13 protein-coding genes are annotated in these 16339 nt (G+C 66.0%); 5 read left to right on the top strand and 8 right to left on the bottom strand.

Annotated features, from left to right (window positions below):
• Window positions 1-54 precede the first annotated feature (54 nt).
• The 8 genes from AAE021_RS17095 to AAE021_RS17130 form a co-directional block, all read right to left on the bottom strand.
• The gene (locus AAE021_RS17095) at window positions 55-1164 is read right to left on the bottom strand and encodes a M24 family metallopeptidase (protein ID WP_342023488.1); all 1110 of its coding nucleotides are present in this window, start codon (window positions 1162-1164) and stop codon (window positions 55-57) included.
• Window positions 1161-3215: a DUF6807 family protein gene (locus AAE021_RS17100; RefSeq protein ID WP_342023489.1), complete on the bottom strand. Its 2055-nt coding sequence runs from the start codon at window positions 3213-3215 to the stop codon at window positions 1161-1163. The genes AAE021_RS17095 and AAE021_RS17100 overlap by 4 nt, the downstream gene beginning before the upstream one ends.
• A gap of 32 nt (window positions 3216-3247) precedes the next feature.
• Window positions 3248-4447 carry an acetylesterase gene (locus AAE021_RS17105; RefSeq protein WP_342023490.1) on the bottom strand — a complete coding sequence of 400 codons (1200 nt, stop codon included), beginning with the start codon at window positions 4445-4447 and terminating at the stop codon, window positions 3248-3250.
• Window positions 4448-4598: 151 nt separating this feature from the next.
• Window positions 4599-5903, bottom strand: coding sequence for an ABC transporter substrate-binding protein (locus AAE021_RS17110; RefSeq protein WP_342023491.1), 1305 nt, complete (start codon window positions 5901-5903; stop codon window positions 4599-4601).
• Window positions 5904-6034: 131 nt separating this feature from the next.
• The gene (locus tag AAE021_RS17115) at window positions 6035-7339 is read right to left on the bottom strand and encodes an ABC transporter substrate-binding protein (protein WP_342023492.1); all 1305 of its coding nucleotides are present in this window, start codon (window positions 7337-7339) and stop codon (window positions 6035-6037) included.
• Between the two features lie 96 nt (window positions 7340-7435).
• Window positions 7436-8362, bottom strand: coding sequence for a carbohydrate ABC transporter permease (locus tag AAE021_RS17120; protein ID WP_342023493.1), 927 nt, complete (start codon window positions 8360-8362; stop codon window positions 7436-7438).
• Window positions 8352-9296: a sugar ABC transporter permease gene (locus AAE021_RS17125; RefSeq protein ID WP_342023494.1), complete on the bottom strand. Its 945-nt coding sequence runs from the start codon at window positions 9294-9296 to the stop codon at window positions 8352-8354. Before AAE021_RS17125 ends, AAE021_RS17120 begins: the two co-directional genes overlap by 11 nt.
• 234 nt (window positions 9297-9530) lie before the next feature.
• Window positions 9531-10589 carry a LacI family DNA-binding transcriptional regulator gene (locus tag AAE021_RS17130; protein WP_342023495.1) on the bottom strand — a complete coding sequence of 353 codons (1059 nt, stop codon included), beginning with the start codon at window positions 10587-10589 and terminating at the stop codon, window positions 9531-9533.
• 153 nt (window positions 10590-10742) lie between these two features.
• Here AAE021_RS17130 and AAE021_RS17135 point away from each other — a divergent pair, with 153 nt between their 5' ends.
• The 5 genes from AAE021_RS17135 to AAE021_RS17155 all read left to right on the top strand — a co-directional run bounded on the left by AAE021_RS17135 (window position 10743) and on the right by AAE021_RS17155 (window position 16337).
• A complete protein-coding gene (locus AAE021_RS17135) occupies window positions 10743-11921 on the top strand; it encodes a Gfo/Idh/MocA family oxidoreductase (RefSeq protein ID WP_342023496.1) in 1179 nt (392 codons plus the stop codon).
• Entirely contained in the window at window positions 11921-13135 is a 1215-nt protein-coding gene (locus AAE021_RS17140; protein WP_342023497.1) for a dihydrodipicolinate synthase family protein, read from the top strand. The genes AAE021_RS17135 and AAE021_RS17140 overlap by 1 nt, the downstream gene beginning before the upstream one ends.
• The gene (locus AAE021_RS17145) at window positions 13132-13977 is read left to right on the top strand and encodes a sugar phosphate isomerase/epimerase family protein (RefSeq protein WP_342023498.1); all 846 of its coding nucleotides are present in this window, start codon (window positions 13132-13134) and stop codon (window positions 13975-13977) included. The genes AAE021_RS17140 and AAE021_RS17145 overlap by 4 nt, the downstream gene beginning before the upstream one ends.
• A gap of 415 nt (window positions 13978-14392) precedes the next feature.
• The gene (locus tag AAE021_RS17150) at window positions 14393-15271 is read left to right on the top strand and encodes an NAD(P)H-binding protein (protein ID WP_342023499.1); all 879 of its coding nucleotides are present in this window, start codon (window positions 14393-14395) and stop codon (window positions 15269-15271) included.
• Between the two features lie 10 nt (window positions 15272-15281).
• Window positions 15282-16337, top strand: coding sequence for an FAD-dependent monooxygenase (locus AAE021_RS17155; RefSeq protein ID WP_342023500.1), 1056 nt, complete (start codon window positions 15282-15284; stop codon window positions 16335-16337).
• Window positions 16338-16339 lie beyond the last annotated feature (2 nt).

The raw sequence follows: 16339 nt of genomic DNA on the forward strand, positions 1-16339 counted from the left end.
GGCCGGGATCCCGAAAAGCGCTAGATACCGACGAGCGCGGGAGCCCGAAAAGCGCTAGAGCTCCAGGGTGGCCGGCCGCAACCGGCCGGCCACCGTGAAGGCGGGCCAGCGCTCGTCGATGCTCAGGGCCCTGATGCCGCCGTCCTCCAACAGGACGGTGTCCTCAACCTTCACCCCGGGGCCGGACGGATTCCAGGCAAAGGCCTGACGTGGAACGATGACGTCATCCGTGGCTTCCGTGGCCCTCGGGTCCCTGCCGGAATAGCCGGCCGCACCGCCCTGATGATGCAGCCGCCACTGGTCCGAACCGAAACCATGCGTTTCATAGCCCGTGCGCAGCGCCTGCAGGACATCGGATAGCCGGGCACCCGGAACGGTGGCGGCAAAGGCTGCCGCTTCCACCTCGGCGATGCGGGCCTCGCCGTCGGCCTCCGCCGCATCGGCCGGACCAAACCGCACCCAGCGGGTGACATTGGCGATCAACCCGTCGCGCCGTGCACAGACAACAGCCATGGCGCGGCGTCCCAGCGGAGCGTCAGTGGGCAGCGGGTGCCGGTATTCGGCGCGGGAAGCGCCGCTGCACAGCAGCACCACCGGGTCCGCGCCGATTTCGACCAGCCGTCCGGCCAGCCCGGCGGCGACCTGCCGCTCGGTCATCTGCGGCTCCGCAACGGCAAGGACATCCGTCAGGACCGCGGCCGCATCCCGTGACAGCTCTTCATACCGTGCAGTTTCGGCCGGCAGCAGGGACCGGCGGGCATCCCGCAGTTCCCGGGCCACATCAGCCTCCATCATCGGTGGTCCGTCGCCCTCAAACCAGTCCGCGGTTTGGTGAAGATTGGCATACCAGGGCAGCTCCAGCAGCGCCATGCCCTCGGGCACCTCCTCGGCCGCCAGCCGTTCCGCCTCGTTGTTGAAGGTGACCATATGATCGCCGTCGCGCTCCACGAGCACTGCGGCCACCGGGTCTCCGGCGAGGCTGATGTGCACGCGGCTGCCGTCCAGGTACCAGGACAGCGCGGCCTGCGAGGTCAACAGCACTGACTCAGCTTCCGCGCGGTCCAGGATGTCCAGGACGCGGCGTCGCTTGACCCGCCGGTCAGCGGCCGACGACGGCGGGACGCGGCGGGCAGCCGTGGCAGCCTCCGGAAGGATGCCGGTCATCGGACCGCTCCCTGCGCCTGGAGGTCTGCCACCAGCCGGGCCACGCCGTCGTCGTCCACCCGTCCGTCCACGACCACCACGCTCACCGAGCGGGAGATGGGAGCGGAGGAAGAGGTCCGGACCGGGGTATCCCAGGCCAGGGACAGACCCACCCCGGGATAACCGCTGCAGCGGACAAACCACGGGTCGTCTTCCTGCGGATCCGGCACGAACACCAGGGTTGCCGGTCCGTCGGGGAACTGAGCGGTCCAAGCCAGCCACGGGGCGATGCTGCCGTGCACCGCGTCCTCGCCCTCGGCGTCCGCCGTGCGCACCCGCACGTCCGTGCAGGCCGGAAGGCGCCAGAAGAACCCGCCGTACCCGCCGCCGTCGCGCCCGTTGGATCCGGGGCTGCCCAGCAGTACCGGGTCCGAGGCCGCCGTCAGCGTGAAGTTCAGGTCAAGCAGCCAGCTGTCCCCGTCCAATTCCGTGAAGTGCCAGTTCCGCTGTTCCGTCAGCAGCACGCTGCCATCCGGTCCGCACCATTCCAGGGCCTGGGCCAGGGCGTTGGGCGACGCATCGGTTTCGCGGTCCCTGATGTGCCCGTGGTCATCGCGCCACACATACCCCGCAGCTTCCCGGCGGTAGGTGCGGCCGCCCCAGAAATTCACGCCGTTGACATCCTGCAGGGTTACCCCGGCGCCGAGGTGCCACACGTGATCGGACGGGAGATGGTCGGTGACCTGCACGCCGGACAACGTGGTGACCGGATGCAGGTAGGGGCGCGGAGATGCGTCGGCCCGGATGCCGTCACCGGAGCGAAGCTCGGCCACGGTGGACCCGGCCAGGACAAATGATTCGGCCGGTGCCACGGGGCGGGCCCACGGCACCAGCAGTTCGCTGAACGTTGATTGGGACCGGACGGCACGCAGGATGATGTCTTCGATGCCGTGGATCACCGGGTGGGCTGCTCCGCCACTGCCCACCCACGTGACGTGGCTGTCGCTGATCGGATGGACCGGGCCGGCGCTGCGCACTGCTTCCAGCACGGTCATGAAAGCGCCGGAGTCGGCCAGCGAGCTCAGCAGCGGCGTGCCGTTCCGCCGGTGGTCCAGGAGGTTCTCCAGCAGATCGGTCCGGGCATGGGTGCTTCGGGATGTGCCGGCTGCCGTGGTCAGTTCCAGCTCGTCGGTGGTGTAGGAAAGGACAGCCTGGCCCTGTGTGCCGTGCACCGTGACCAGCGGTTCCTTCTGTTCGGGAGCGCAAACAGTCAGCGCGCACATGATGGTTGTCCCGGCGCCGGTGCGCAGCCGGACCACCGACGTGTCATCACCCTCAATGTCATGGGCGCGGTAGGCATCCACTTCCACGCTGTCGACGTCGGATGTTCCACGGGCGCCGCCAATGCGCAGCGCGGTGGCAACCGCGTGGGCCAGGGGATTGGTGATGACCCCGTCCACCACGTCCACGCCGTCCAGGATCCGTTTTCCGGCCCAGCGGGAGCGGTTGAAGTAGTCCCGGTCCCGCACCCACAGCCCGGTGGCCGAGATGCCGCGCACCGTGCCCAGTTCTCCCCGTCCGATGGTCCCGGCGAGGACGTCCAGGGCCTTGGAGCCCAGGCTCTGAAACCCCACCTGGACTGCGCGCCCGGTCCGTTCCGACACTGCCAGGATCCGGTGGTACTGCTCCATGGACGCCGCCGCCGGCTTTTCCAGATAAACATCGGCACCGGCTTCGAGGGCCGCAACGGCAAGGTCGGCATGGGTGTGGATGGGGGTGGCGATGATGACGACGTCCGGTGCGGTTCCAGCCGAAAGCAGCTCCTGCGCGGTGTCGAACACGGCAACTGACGGATCCAGCTCGCCCGGCTCCGGGGGCCGCGGGTCGGCCACGGCGGCCAGCGTCAGCACCCCTGACGCCTCCAGATGGCGCAGCCGCTGCAGGTGGCGCGCGCCGAAACCATGGATTCCCACCAGGGCGATCCGGGGAAGGGCACCGGGACTGCCGGAGTTCCGGGAGCTGCGGGAAGTGACCGGGGCGGGGGATGGGTGCTGCTCAGGATGGGGCGTCAAAGCATTTTCCGTTCTTGGTCTTGTGATGTGGCTTACACTCTAGGCGAGAAAGCGGTTTCCGGCGAGGTCGTGGCGGCGGAAGCGGCCAGTTTGGTGGGGGAGCGGCCCGCCGGAGGACGCAGCACTTCCAACAGATGGGAGCGCGCCGCGTCCAGCAGGGCGCGGTCAAAGACGTGACCGCTGTCGTGCCACTGCGCGCGGTACTGTCCGGGATTGTCCAGAACCCGCCGCAGGGCGGTGTCGGCGTCCTGCATTCCCGCCAGCGGAAAGAGCGGGTCGGACGTGGCGTACTGAACGAGAAAGCGCGTGGCCGGGGCCAGTGCGGCGAGGTCTGGCCAGTCGAATTCGGCCGCCAGCCCCGGGGTGTTCATCAGCCACGAGTGATAGTCCAGATGGGACGGAAACAGCGCGCTGATGGTGGTCATCATGCAGGCCACCACGCATGCCTTGATGTCCGGATCCAGGGCGGACAGCAGGAGGGCGCGGCCGCCTCCGCCGGAAAAGCCGCCGGTGCCTATCCGGGCCGGGTTCACCCGCGGCATGCTCCGCAGGATTGCCAGGGCCGTGAGGTCTTCGAAAGCCACCATTCCGGCGTAACTGGTGCCGAGCATGCCGGCGGCCTTGGCGACCGTGTTTTCGTGGTCGGCTGCCGCTGCGTCGTAGGTCATGGCTTCGGTGGGAATGGTTCCCTCCGCGGCCCAGGCAGCCCGGCGCGCTTCGAGGGCGCGCGCCGTCCGCTGCGGCGTCGGGTCCAGCACGAAGCGGCGGCTGCCCCAGCTGAAGGCGTCATGGGTCAGGACGGCAAAACCGGCTTTGGCCAGCGCATTGGCGGGCGCCTGGCCGGAGTAAAGGGTCTCCTGCAGGGTGGAGGCTTCGGGCTGCGTTTCCGGGCCGAGGTCCAGGATGCGTTCACAGCCCAGCCACTTGTTGCCGGCATGGCAATGCAGCCACAGCAGGCCGGGCAAGGTGCCTCTGGCCCGTGTCGGTGCGGCGAGGTATCCGGTGGTCGGCGGCCCATACGGCAGCTGCCAGCGCAGTTCGGTAATCCGGACGCCGTCGACCACGCGCACCGACTGGACTGATGTTTCCGGAGCGGAGCGCGAAAGGGCGGGCACCCCCAGGAGGCCGGCAAGTTTGTTGGATGCCGGACTGTGGCCAGTGTAGCCGGGGCTCGAACGGATGAATCCGGGCCAGTCCTCGAATCCGCCGATTGCGCTGACAGGAGTTTCCATGGCTGACTTCCTCGAGTGCTGCGTGCAGGTACGGGCTGGACTTCAGGGTTGGCATTTAGCTGCGGATGGCGGCGGAACGTTGGGGAAGAATTCCCCGGACTACGCGTGCGGTCCGGGGAATTCCTCGGTGCTGCCTCCGAAGGCCCGGTACTTAGCCGGCCTTGATCATTGAGGAGATCTCCTGGGTCATTTGCTCCGTTGCTTCCTCCGGCGTCAGCTTCTCGAACAGGACCTCGGAGACATAGCGCAGGATGACATCCTGGACGCCGCCGGCGCCCACCGGCGACGGTTTGGGCGCATCCGCCACCTCCGGACGGATTTCATCCAGGAAGGCCACCACGGTCTGGTCCGATTCGCTCAGCTCCGGCTTGATGGCTTCGGCCATGTCCGGGTTGACGGGAACGCCGCGGTCCACGAGCATCTGCTTGGCCGCCTCCTCGTTGTTGGCGAGGTAATTCACGAAGGTTGCGGCAGCCGCCGGGTCACTGGCCTTGGCTGAAACGGACCAGTACATGGAGGCTTTGAAATACATGCCGTTATCCTCGGCATTGCCGGTGGCCGACGGCGCCCGCAGCATGCGCACGTTGGCGTCCGTCGCCGTGCGGAGGGCGGACAGCTGGTTGGACCAGTACCAGCCCATGGCCGCCTTGTTGGTGGCAAAGGCCTCGGCTTCGAACGTTCCCGCAATGCTCTCGGAGTATTGGGCTGCCGTGGGGCCTTTCGCTACGTCACGCACGTCAAGGAGGTGCTGGAACCATGAGGTGACGTTCTCGTTGCTGTAGCCAACCTCGCCGGCTTCCTCGTTGTAGAGGGACTCACCCTGCTGGCGCAGCCAGATGCGCAGATCCACGTCCAACGCGCCGTAGTCGGTGCCGGCGACGCCGTCGAGCTTGGAGCTGATGGCTGCGGACGTCTTGTAGTAGTCATCCCAGGTCCAGGTGGTGTCGTCCGGGATGTCCACGCCGGCCTGTGCAAAGAGGTCCTCATTAACCATGACCGTGTAGGCGTTCTGTCCGGTGCTCAGGCCGTACAGCCCGTCCTCGAACTCGCCCAGGGCCAGTGCGGAGTCATCGAACTTGGACAGGTCCAGGCCCTCCATGGTGGTGAGGTCCGCCAGAGCGCCGCGGCCGGCATACTCCTGCAGGTACTTTTCATCCATGGTGATGACATCCGGGGAATCGCCGCCGGCCGTGGTGGTGGCCAGCTTGTCCCAGTATCCGCTGAAGTCGCTGTAGTCGCCCTTGACCGTGATGTCCTCGTTGGCTGCCATGAAGGAGTCCATGATGGCCCCGTTGGTCTTATGCCGGGGATCGGATCCCCACCAGGAGAAGGTGATGTTGCCGTCGCCCTCGGCAGCGTCGCCGCTGCTGCTGCCGCAGGCGCCCAGCGTCAGCCCCAGGGCCATTGCCATGCCGGCGGCCGTCACGGCGCGGGACTTTCGGGAAAGCTTCTTCATTGAATTCTTCCTTTGACTTCGTCATGGGACCGGGTGTGAAAAAGGGGAGTCCCCGGACCGGGCAAACGGTCCGGGAACTCCCCTCAAACCCGAAGGTTTTGCCGGCCAGGGAGCCCTGGCCGAAGGGGTTCCTAGCCGGCCTTGATCATTCCGGCAATTTCGTTGGTCATCTGCTCCGTGGCTTCCTCGGGAGTCATCGTGTCGAAGAGGACATTGGAGACGTAGCGCTTGACGACGTCCTGGACGCCGCCTGCGCCCACGGGTGAGGGCTTGGGCGCATCCGCCATGTCCGGACGGATTTCATCCAGGAAGGCCACCACGGTCTGGTCCGATTCGCTCAGCTCCGGCTTGATGGCTTCGGCCATGTCCGGGTTGACCGGAACACCACGGTCCACCAGCATCTTCTTTGCTGCGTCCTCGTTGTTGGCGAGGTAATTCACGAAGGTCGCGGCAGCTTCCGGATCGCTGGCCTTGGCCGAAACGGACCAGTACATGGATGCCTTGTAGTACATGCCGTTGTCCTCAGCCTTGCCGGAGTCCGACGGCGCGCGGAGCATGCTGATGTTGGAACCGGACGCGGTGCGCAGGGCGGACAGCTGGTTGGACCAGTACCAGCCCATGGCCGCCTTGTTGGTCGGCACTGCGCCGGCTTCGAAGGTGCCGGAGATGCCTTCCGTATATTCCGCGGCGCTGGGGCCCTTGGCGACGTCGCGCACATCGAGCAGGTGCTGGAACCATGACTCGACGTTCTCGTTGCTGTAGCCAACCTCGCCGGCTTCCTCGTTGTAGAGGGACTCACCCTGCTGGCGCAGCCAGACGCGCAGATCCACGTCCTGGGCGCCGTAATCGGTGCCGGCGACGCCGTCGAGCTTGGAGCTGATCTCGGCGGAAATCTTGTAGTAGTCGTCCCAGGTCCACGTGGTGTCGTCCGGGATCTCCACGCCTGCCTGCTTGAAAAGATCCTCATTGATCATGACCACGTAGGCGTTCTGTCCGGTGCTCAGGCCGTACAGCCCGTCCTCGAACTCACCCAGGGCCAGCGAGGCGTCGTCAAACTTGGACAGGTCCAGGCCGTCCATGGCGGAGAGGTCCGCCAGCGCACCGCGGCCGGCATACTCCTGCAGGTACTTTTCATCCATGGTGATGACGTCGGGAGCGTCGCCGCCGGCCGTGGTGGTGGCCAGCTTGTCCCAGTATCCGCTGAAGTCGCTGTAATCGCCCTTGACCGTGATGCCCTCGTTGGCTGCCATGAAGGACTCCATGATGGCCTCATTGGCTTTGTGCCGCGGATCGGATCCCCACCAGGAGAAGGTGATGTTGCCGTCGCCCTCGGCGGCGGCGTCGCCGCTGTTGCTGCCGCAGGCGCCCAGAGTCAGGCCCAGGGTAATTGCCAGTCCGGCTGCCGTGGCGGCTCGCGAACGTCGTGAAAGTTTCATCATTGAATGCTTCCTGTCGGATGGGGAGGTGCGGTCGGTGATGGACGGTTTCGCCGAACAACTTTCCGGCTGGTGGTGCGGTTACTCGTGGTGCGTTTACTTGCCGCCGGTGGTGGCGATGCCCTTGACCAGGTACTTCTGTCCGAAGAGGAAGACCAGGAAGACGGGCAGGAGGGAGACAATCGACATGGCAAACATGGATCCCCATGAAGACGTGGCCGTTGAGTCGTTGAAGGAGCGCAGCGCCACCGGAACCGTGTACATGTCCGGATCCGTCAGGAAGATCAGCTGGCTGAAGAAGTCGTTCCAGGTCCAGATGAAGGTGAAGATGGCCGTGGTGGCCAGGGCGGGCATCATCAGGGGCAGGATGATCTTCGTGAAGATCCGCACGTGGCCGCAGCCGTCAATGCGCGCCGCCTCGTCCAATTCCCGGGGCAGGCCGCGGATGAACTGGACCATGAGGAACACGAAGAACGCGTCGGTGGCCAGGAGCTTGGGCAGGATCAGCGGAATGAAGGTGTTCACCCAGCCGAGCTGAGAGAAAATGATGTACTGCGGAACGATCACCACATGGATCGGCAGCATCACCGTCATGAGCATGATCGCAAAAAGCAGGTTGCGCTTGCGGAACCGAAGGCGGGCGAAGGCATAGGCGGCCATGGAGCAGGAGATCAGGTTGCCGGCAATGGATCCGAACACGATGATCAGCGAGTTCATCATGTAATGGCCGAAGGGGGAGCGCAACGCGTTCCAGCCCTCCGTGTAGTTGGAGAATTCGAACGTGGTCAGCAGCAGGCCCGACTGCCGGAAGATTTCGTTGTTGGGCCGCAGGGAGCTGACAAGCATCCACAGCAGCGGGTACAGCATTATCAGGCCGAAGACAATCAGCACGATGTGCTTGAGGAGGCGTGAACCGCTGCCCTTGCGGTTGCGGTTACGGGGAGTGGCGCGGCGTGCGGGGCGGAGTCCGGTGGCTGCACCGGGGGGAACTGCTGTGGCCGCGGCTTCTGTGTTAGTCGTCATAGAACACCCAGAACTTCGAAGCCATGAAGTTGATCAGCGTGAAGATGGCGATGATCACCAGCAGGAGCCAGGCCATGGCGGACGCATAGCCCATGTCGAAGTTTCCGAAGCCTTTCTGGTAGAGGTACAGCGTGTAGAACATGGTGGAGTCGGCGGGGCCCCCGGTTCCGCCCGAGACCACGAAGGCCTGGGTGAAGGACTGGAAGGCGCCGATGATCTGCAGCACCAGGTTGAAGAAGATGATCGGTGTCAGCAGGGGGATCGTGATGGTCCACAGCTGGCGGAGCTTGGAGGCGCCGTCCATGGACGCGGCCTCGTAGTACATGACCGGAATTTGGCGCAGCCCGGCGAGGAAGATGATCATGGGAGCGCCGAAGGTCCAGATGTTGAGGATCATCAGGGTGCCCAGAGCGGTGGACGGGTCTGAAATCCAGCCCTGGCCCTGGATTCCGAAGAACCCGAGGACCTGGTTGATCAGGCCCTCGGTGCCGAAGATCTGGCGCCACAGAACGGCGATGGCTACCGAGCCGCCCAGCAGGGACGGCAGGTAGTAGATGGAGCGGTACAGGTTCATGCCGCGGAGCCCGCGGTCCAGAACCAGTGCCAGGACCAGGGCTGCCAGCAACTGGAGAGGGACGGAGATAAACACGAACAGGAATGTCACCTTGAGCGAGTTCAGCAGCCGTGCATCGTCCATCATGCGGGTGAAGTTCTCCAGGCCGGTCCATTGCGGCGGCTGGAGCATGTTGTAGTCAGTGAAGGACAAATACAGCGAAGCCGCCATGGGGCCAATGGTGATGGCCACCAGGCCCACGATCCACGGGCTCAGGAACAGGAAGCCTGCCCGCTCCTCCTGCTTTTCGGCCCGGGTCAGCTTGCGTTTGACAGTACCTTTGGATCGTTTCAGGCTGGATAGCTCACTCAGTACCGACATGGCTGTCCTTTACTGCCGGTACGCTGCCGGGCCTCGCGGGGAACCGCATCGTTGCGGAAGGGCACGGGTTGCATTCCGTTTCTCCGTTTCTCGTAGGGCGTCTGCTCCGAACTCCTGAGAGCATACGTGAGAAAGCGGTTTCCCGAAACCCCTCTTTGTGCACTGCGTCACATCGGCTGCGCTGCGTGTCATGTTGGCGAACGGCTGCGGATTCCTCCGGCAGCCCCGCCGCGGTTAGGACGTTTCGGTGCTGTGGCGCAGGATGATGTGCCCCTGGGCCACGAAAGGATCCTGTGGCGGGTCCTCGGCCAGGACCCGGGCCACGGCCTCGCTGCCGAGGCTCGAGAGCGGCAGCTGCGCCGTCGTCAGGGCCGGGGTGAAGTCGCGCAGCGTCTCGATATCGTCAAAACCCGCCACTGCAACATCCTCGGGAATGCGCAGTCCGTGTTCCCGCAGGCCAGCGATCGCTCCGATCGCCATCACATCGCTGGCTGCGAAGACACAGACGGCCGGCCCGTCGCCGGCGCCGGTCCGGGCGGAGGGCGTTCCGGAGTTCAGATCCTCTGCCAGCGTGACCGCGGCGTCGTATCCGCCGTCACGGTTGAACCCGGTGCGGCGCACCTCTGCGGGATCCAGTCCGGCTTGCTTCAACCCTTCCTGGAAGCCGGCCAGGCGTTCATCGGATGTCACCAGGCCCTCGGGTCCGGCCAGAATCAGGAAGCGGCGATGGCCGGCACAGGCAAGATCTGCGGCGAGTTGAAGGCTCAGCTGCCGGTTGGGCACTGGGACGGTATGGAAGCCGTCGTCGGGCACCGAGCCCACCACCGGCTGCCCGATCACCGCCACCTTGCCGCCGTTGGCCTTATAGCGCCGCAGTTCGGTGAGCAGCAGTTCATTTTCGCCGGCGGCCTTCTCGGTGTCGGTGCGGGTGCCGGCAATGACAATGGCATCGGCACGCCGTGCGGCAAAGGTGGCGACGGCGCGGCGCTCGCTGGCGGGCCCGCCGCCGGTGCTGGCCAGCAGGACCACCTTCTGCTGATCCTGGACGGACCCCTGGACCCCGCGCGCAATCGTGGAGAAGTAGGGGTCGCTGATGTCGTGCAGGATCAGCCCCAGCATCCCGCTGTTTTTCTTGGCCAGGCCCTGGGCCTGTGCATTGGCGATGTAGCCGAGTTCCGCCGCGGAGGCTTTGACCCGTTCGGAGATTGCATCGCCGGGGCGGCGGCTGGAGCCGTTGAGAACCCGTGATGCGGTGGCCAGGGAAACCCCGGCATGGCGGGCTACTTCATACAAGGTGCAAGCGGGCACGGTTCCTCCACGGTAGTCAGACGGCAATTATGGCACCCCCTGGAAAGTGCTTGCCAGAACCCGCAAGCTGGGGCAGGATGGGACCTGTCCGGAATGCGCTTTCCCGCATTTCCCCACCAGTCAATGGAGACCGACCCCATGGAGAACACCCCCGCCAAGCCCCGGACCATCCGGATTGCCATGAACGGCATCACCGGACGGATGGGCTACCGCCAGCACCTGCTGCGCTCGATCCTGCCCATCGTCGAAGCCGGAGGCTTCCTGCTGGAAGACGGCACGCGGGTTCAGGTGGAGCCCATCCTGGTGGGCCGCAACGAAGCCAAGCTCCGCGAACTGGCCGAAAAGCACAAGGTTTCGGAATGGACCACGGATCTGGACGCCGTAATCGCCGATCCCACCGTCGACGTCGTTTTTGATGCTTCGATGACCAACCTCCGCGCCGCCACGCTGAAGAAGGCCATGCTCGCGGGCAAGCACATCTTCACGGAAAAGCCCACGGCGGAGACCCTGGAGGAGGCCATCGAACTGGCCCGCATCGGCCGCGAAACCGGGGTTACGGCAGGCGTTGTGCATGACAAGCTGTACCTGCCGGGGCTGGTCAAGCTCCGCCGCCTGGTTGACGAAGGGTTCTTTGGACGCATCCTCTCCATCCGCGGCGAATTCGGCTACTGGGTTTTTGAGGGCGACCACCAGGCGGCCCAGCGCCCGTCCTGGAACTACCGCAAGGAGGACGGCGGCGGCATGGCCACTGACATGTTCTGCCACTGGAGCTACGTGCTCGAAGGCATCATTGGCAAGGTCCGCACGGTCAATGCCAAGACGGTCACCCACATTCCCACCCGCTGGGACGAGGACAGCCACGAATACGCTGCAACGGCAGACGACGCCGCCTACGGCATCTTTGAACTGGAAACCCCGGCCGGGGATCCCGTGGTTGGCCAGATCAATTCCTCCTGGGCCGTGCGCGTGTACCGCGATGAGCTGGTGGAGTTCCAGGTGGACGGCACGCACGGATCCGCCGTTGCCGGGCTGAACAAGTGCGTGTCCCAGCACCGGGTCAACACGCCCAAGCCCGTATGGAACCCGGACCTGCCGGTCACCGAATCCTTCCGCAGTCAGTGGCAGGAAGTGCCCGCCAACGCGGAACTGGACAACGGATTCAAGCTGCAGTGGGAAGAATTCCTGCGCGACGTCGTCGCCGGCCGGGAGCACCGCTTTGGCCTGCTGTCCGCGGCCCGCGGCGTGCAGCTGGCCGAACTTGGCCTGCAGTCCTCCGCGGAGCGGCGCACCCTGGACATCGAGGAGATCACCCTCTGATGGCAGAGCTAACGCTGCCCGCCGACGACGGCGGCACCCGTGCGTACACCACCGCGCCGGCCATGGTGTGGAACCGCCCGACGGCGCCGCTTCAGGCCCGCCGCGCTTATGCCGCCGCGCACGTCATTCCACGGACCACCGGAAACAATGTTCCCGGCGCACCCGCGGACATGGACTGGGATGCGACGCTGGGCTACCGGCACGAACTGTGGTCCTACGGACTGGGCGTCGCCGACGCAATGGACACCGCACAGCGCGGGATGGGCCTGGACTGGGCCGCGACCCAGGAACTGATCAAGCGCTCCGCCGCCGAGGCTGCGTCAGTGGCAGCCTCGGGTGCTCCCGCCGTCGCGGGCAAAACGGTCCGTGACCTGATTGCGGCCGGAGCCGGTACCGATCACCTGGACCTGGCCGCGCTGCCCTCGGGACGGGCCGGCGTGGATGCCGTCCTGGCCGCATACCGCGAACAGATTTCAGTGGTTGAGGGTTCCGGCGCCAAGGTCATCCTGATGGCCTCGCGCGCCCTGGCCCGGGTGGCGTCCGGGCCGGAGGATTACCTCCGGGTGTACTCCACCCTGCTGGATGAGGTCAGCGAACCGGTCATCCTGCACTGGCTGGGCGACATGTTTGACCCGGCGCTTGCCGGTTACTGGGGCGGGGCTGACGTGGACGCCGCCACTGCCACCTTCCGGGAGCTGATCGAAGGGTCCGCGGCGAAGGTTGACGGCGTGAAGGTGTCGCTGCTGGATGCCGCCCATGAGAAGGCACTGCGCGCGGCGCTGCCCGAAGGAGTCCGCCTGTACACCGGAGATGACTTCAACTATCCGGAACTGATAGACGGCGACGGCACGCACTATTCCGACGCCCTGCTGGGGATTTTTGCGGCCATCTATCCCGCGGCGTCAGTGGCGCTGCAGAAGTACGACGCCGGCCGGCCGGCGGAGGCGCGGGCCATCCTGGACTCCACGCGGGAGCTTGGCCTGCACATCTTCAGCGCCCCCACGTTCTACTACAAGACCGGCATTGCCTTCATGTCCTGGCTCAACGGCCGGCAGCCCGGCTTCTCCATGGTGGGCGGGCTGCAGAACGGCCGGTCCGTCCCGCATTTGGTGCGGACCTTTGAGCTGGCGGACAAGGCGGGCCTGCTCGCCGATCCGGACCTCGCGGCGGCACGGATGCGTTCCTGGCTGAGCGTGAACGGAGTGGGAGCATGAGTGATTTCTCGCGGCTGTCCCTGAACAGCGCCACCACTAAGTACTGGACCCTGGAGCAGGTGATCGACGGCTGCGTGCGCACCGGCATCCCGGCGATCGGCCCCTGGCGGGACCGGGTGGCTGAGGTGGGCACGGAACGGGCGGCGAAACTCATCAGCAATGCCGGGCTGCGGGTGTCATCCCTGTGCCGCGGCGGATTCCTGACCGCCTCGGACCAGGAGGGCCGCGAGGCCGCCGTGCAGGACAACCGGGCAGCCATTCTGGAGGCCGAAATCCTGGGGACGGGGGAGCTGTTCCTGGTGGTCGGCGGGCTTCCTGCCGGAGACAGGGACATTGTTGCGGCCCGGCAGCGGGTGGCGGACAGGCTCGGGGAACTCGTTCCCTTTGCCACGGAGCACGGGGTGCGCCTGGTACTGGAACCGCTGCATCCCATGTATGCCGCGGACCGGGCACTGCTGTCCACCCTGGGGCAGGCGCTGGACCTGGCGGCGCCATACCCGGCCGCCGCCGTCGGCGTGGCAGTGGACACCTTCCATGTGTGGTGGGATCCGCAGCTGCGGGAGCAAATTGCGCGTGCCGGCCGGGAAAACCGGATTGCGTCCTATCAGGTCTGTGACTTCAACATGCCGATCGCGGCCGATGCGCTGCTCTCGCGCGGAATCATGGGCGACGGCGTGATCGACTTTGCCACGATCACCGGCTGGGTGGCGGACGCCGGCTACACCGGCGACATTGAGGTGGAGATCTTCAACCAGCAGATCTGGGACAACCCCGGCGACGAACTCCTGGAGACCATCAAGAACCGGTACGCCTCACTGGTGCTGCCCTGGGCCAAGAGGTAAGGGGCAAGGCAGACACTAAGACAGGTACCAGGGGGTAAGACCCACAACTGTGCCATGGTCCGGCGCCGCTTCGGGATTAGCTCCCGGGGCGGCGCCGGTGTTTAACGCAGGTGGGTCAAACAGCTTTAGGCGTAGACGGTTTTTTCCACAGTCCACTGGGTCATGCGCGGATAGACCCAGAACGAGTAGAGTTCGCAGTGTGATCAGCGTCAGCAGCATCCACTTGAGCCAGAGGCCAAAAATGCCCCAGCCGGTGCTGGCGGGAGCCGGTGGTCCCGGCGGAACTGCGGGTTGGATGGTGCTCAAGTAAGTGATTCCCCCTTGCTGAATGAATGCAAGCAGGCTAACCCTAGTGGCGGAGAATGCGGTGTGTTGCATTGTGCGCCGGGCCGGGAACAGCGGGGACGGAGCTTCCATGAGAATTGTGGTGACAACACCGACGGGCCGGGTGGGATCCCGGGTCCTCCAGCTGCTGGTGCAGGCCGGGATGCGGCCAACCGTCCTGGTGCGGGACGCGTCCCGGCTGAATCCCGGACTGGCCCCGCACTGTGACGTCGTGGAGGGAGATTCCGGGGACCCGAATGCGGTCCTGCGGGCCACTGAACATGCCGACGCCCTGTATTGGGTGAGTCCGGCACCGCAGGACGATGACCCGGTGGCGGGCTATCTTCGGCTTGGCAGCGTTGCCGCCGAGGCAGTCTCCGTCAATAAGGTTCCGCGGGTGGTGTTTCAGAGCAGCGTCGGCGCCGAGGCCCGAAGCGGTTTCGGGGACATTGACGGGCTGGGCGGCACCGAGGACCTGTTCAACAACACCGGCGCGTACGTGACGCATTTGCGCTGCGGGTATTTCTTCACCAATCTCCTGATGGATCTGGAGTCGCTGCGGGCCGGAGTGCTCGCCACTACCCTTCCGGTGGACCACCGGATGCCTTGGGTGGATCCGCGGGATATTGGTGATGTGGCCGCTGCCAGACTGCTGGCACCAGACTGGACCGGGGTCCGCTCGCTGGGCGTCCTCGGGCCGCGGGACCTGTCCTTTACAGAGGTGGCGCGGATTGTGGCAGATGCCGTTGGCCGCCCGCTGGCCGCAGAGCAGGTGCCGGAGAACGACGTCGCCGACGGGCTGCGCGCAGCGGGCCTCACCGAGGCGCAGATCAACGGGGTGCTGGGAATGTCCCGTGGACAGCTGGGCTTTTCGCCGGAAAATCCGCGGAACAGCCTCTCAGGTACGCCCACCACCCTGGGCGCGTGGGCGTACGAAAATCTGCGGCCGCTGCTGGCAGCCGGGGATTGAGGAGGACCGCATGCGCGGATCAGCACTCGTCATCGGGGCGGGAATTGCGGGAACGGCTGCCGCGCGGGGATTGCTCCGCGCCGGCTGGTCAGTCCAGGTTCTGGAGCGCAACGCGGCCATGCCCGGCAGCGGAACCGCACTGGGCATGTGGCCGGAAGCCATGCGGGCGCTGGACGCGCTGGGCGCCGGGAGCACGGTCCGTGCCGGATCGGTGGAACGGAGCGGTGCGCGGATCCTCCGTCCCGACGGCAGCGAAATAGCGGCGCTTGGCAAAGGGCGCGCCGCCCGGCTGGTGCCGCGGACCGTCCTGCTGGAGGCGCTGGCCGATGAACTGCCCGCGGAGACAATCCAGTGGAACTTCCCGGTGACCGGGCCGGAATCCCTGCCGCACGCTGATGTGGTTATTGCTGCTGACGGGATCTCGAGCCGGCTGCGCACCGCCCAGTTCGGCATCCGCCCCCGACCGCTCGGAACCGTGGCCTTCCGCGGTACGGTGCCGGGCCCCACCGGCGAAGTGAGTGAGACCTGGGGGCCGGGCCGGCTGTTCGGCATCACGCCGCTCGATCATCAAAACACCAACTGGTTCGCGTGTTTTCGTTCCGGGGACCCGATGCTGTCCGGCCTCGGAACAGATCTGTCTCCGGAAGCACTCCAGTCCCGGGCAGGAGAAATCCTGGGGCGCCTGTACCGGAACTGGCATCCGGAAGTTGGCCGGGTACTCGGGCAATTGGACGGCAATCCAGTGGACTACCGCGAGCTGTCCGATATACCGCGTCTGCCATCCTACGTTTTCGGCAGGACAGCCCTGCTGGGAGATGCCGCACACGGCATGGCCCCGAATCTTGGCCGGGGCGCCTGCGAAGCGCTTTTGGACGCGGCTGCACTGGTGGAAGCACTAGCGGCGGCCCCCGATGCCGGCACCGCCCTGCACCGCTACGACGCCAACCGCCGCCGCCGCGGCACGCGCATGGTGCTGATGGCCCGCCTGCTGAACCGGGCCAGCACGGCCGGGAAGTTCACCACAGTCCGCAACGCCGCGGTGTCCGCCGCCGCGCGGTTTAGCTAGCC

This window comes from Arthrobacter citreus (assembly GCF_038405225.1).
Classification (GTDB): Bacteria; Actinomycetota; Actinomycetes; order Actinomycetales; family Micrococcaceae; genus Arthrobacter_B; species Arthrobacter_B citreus_A.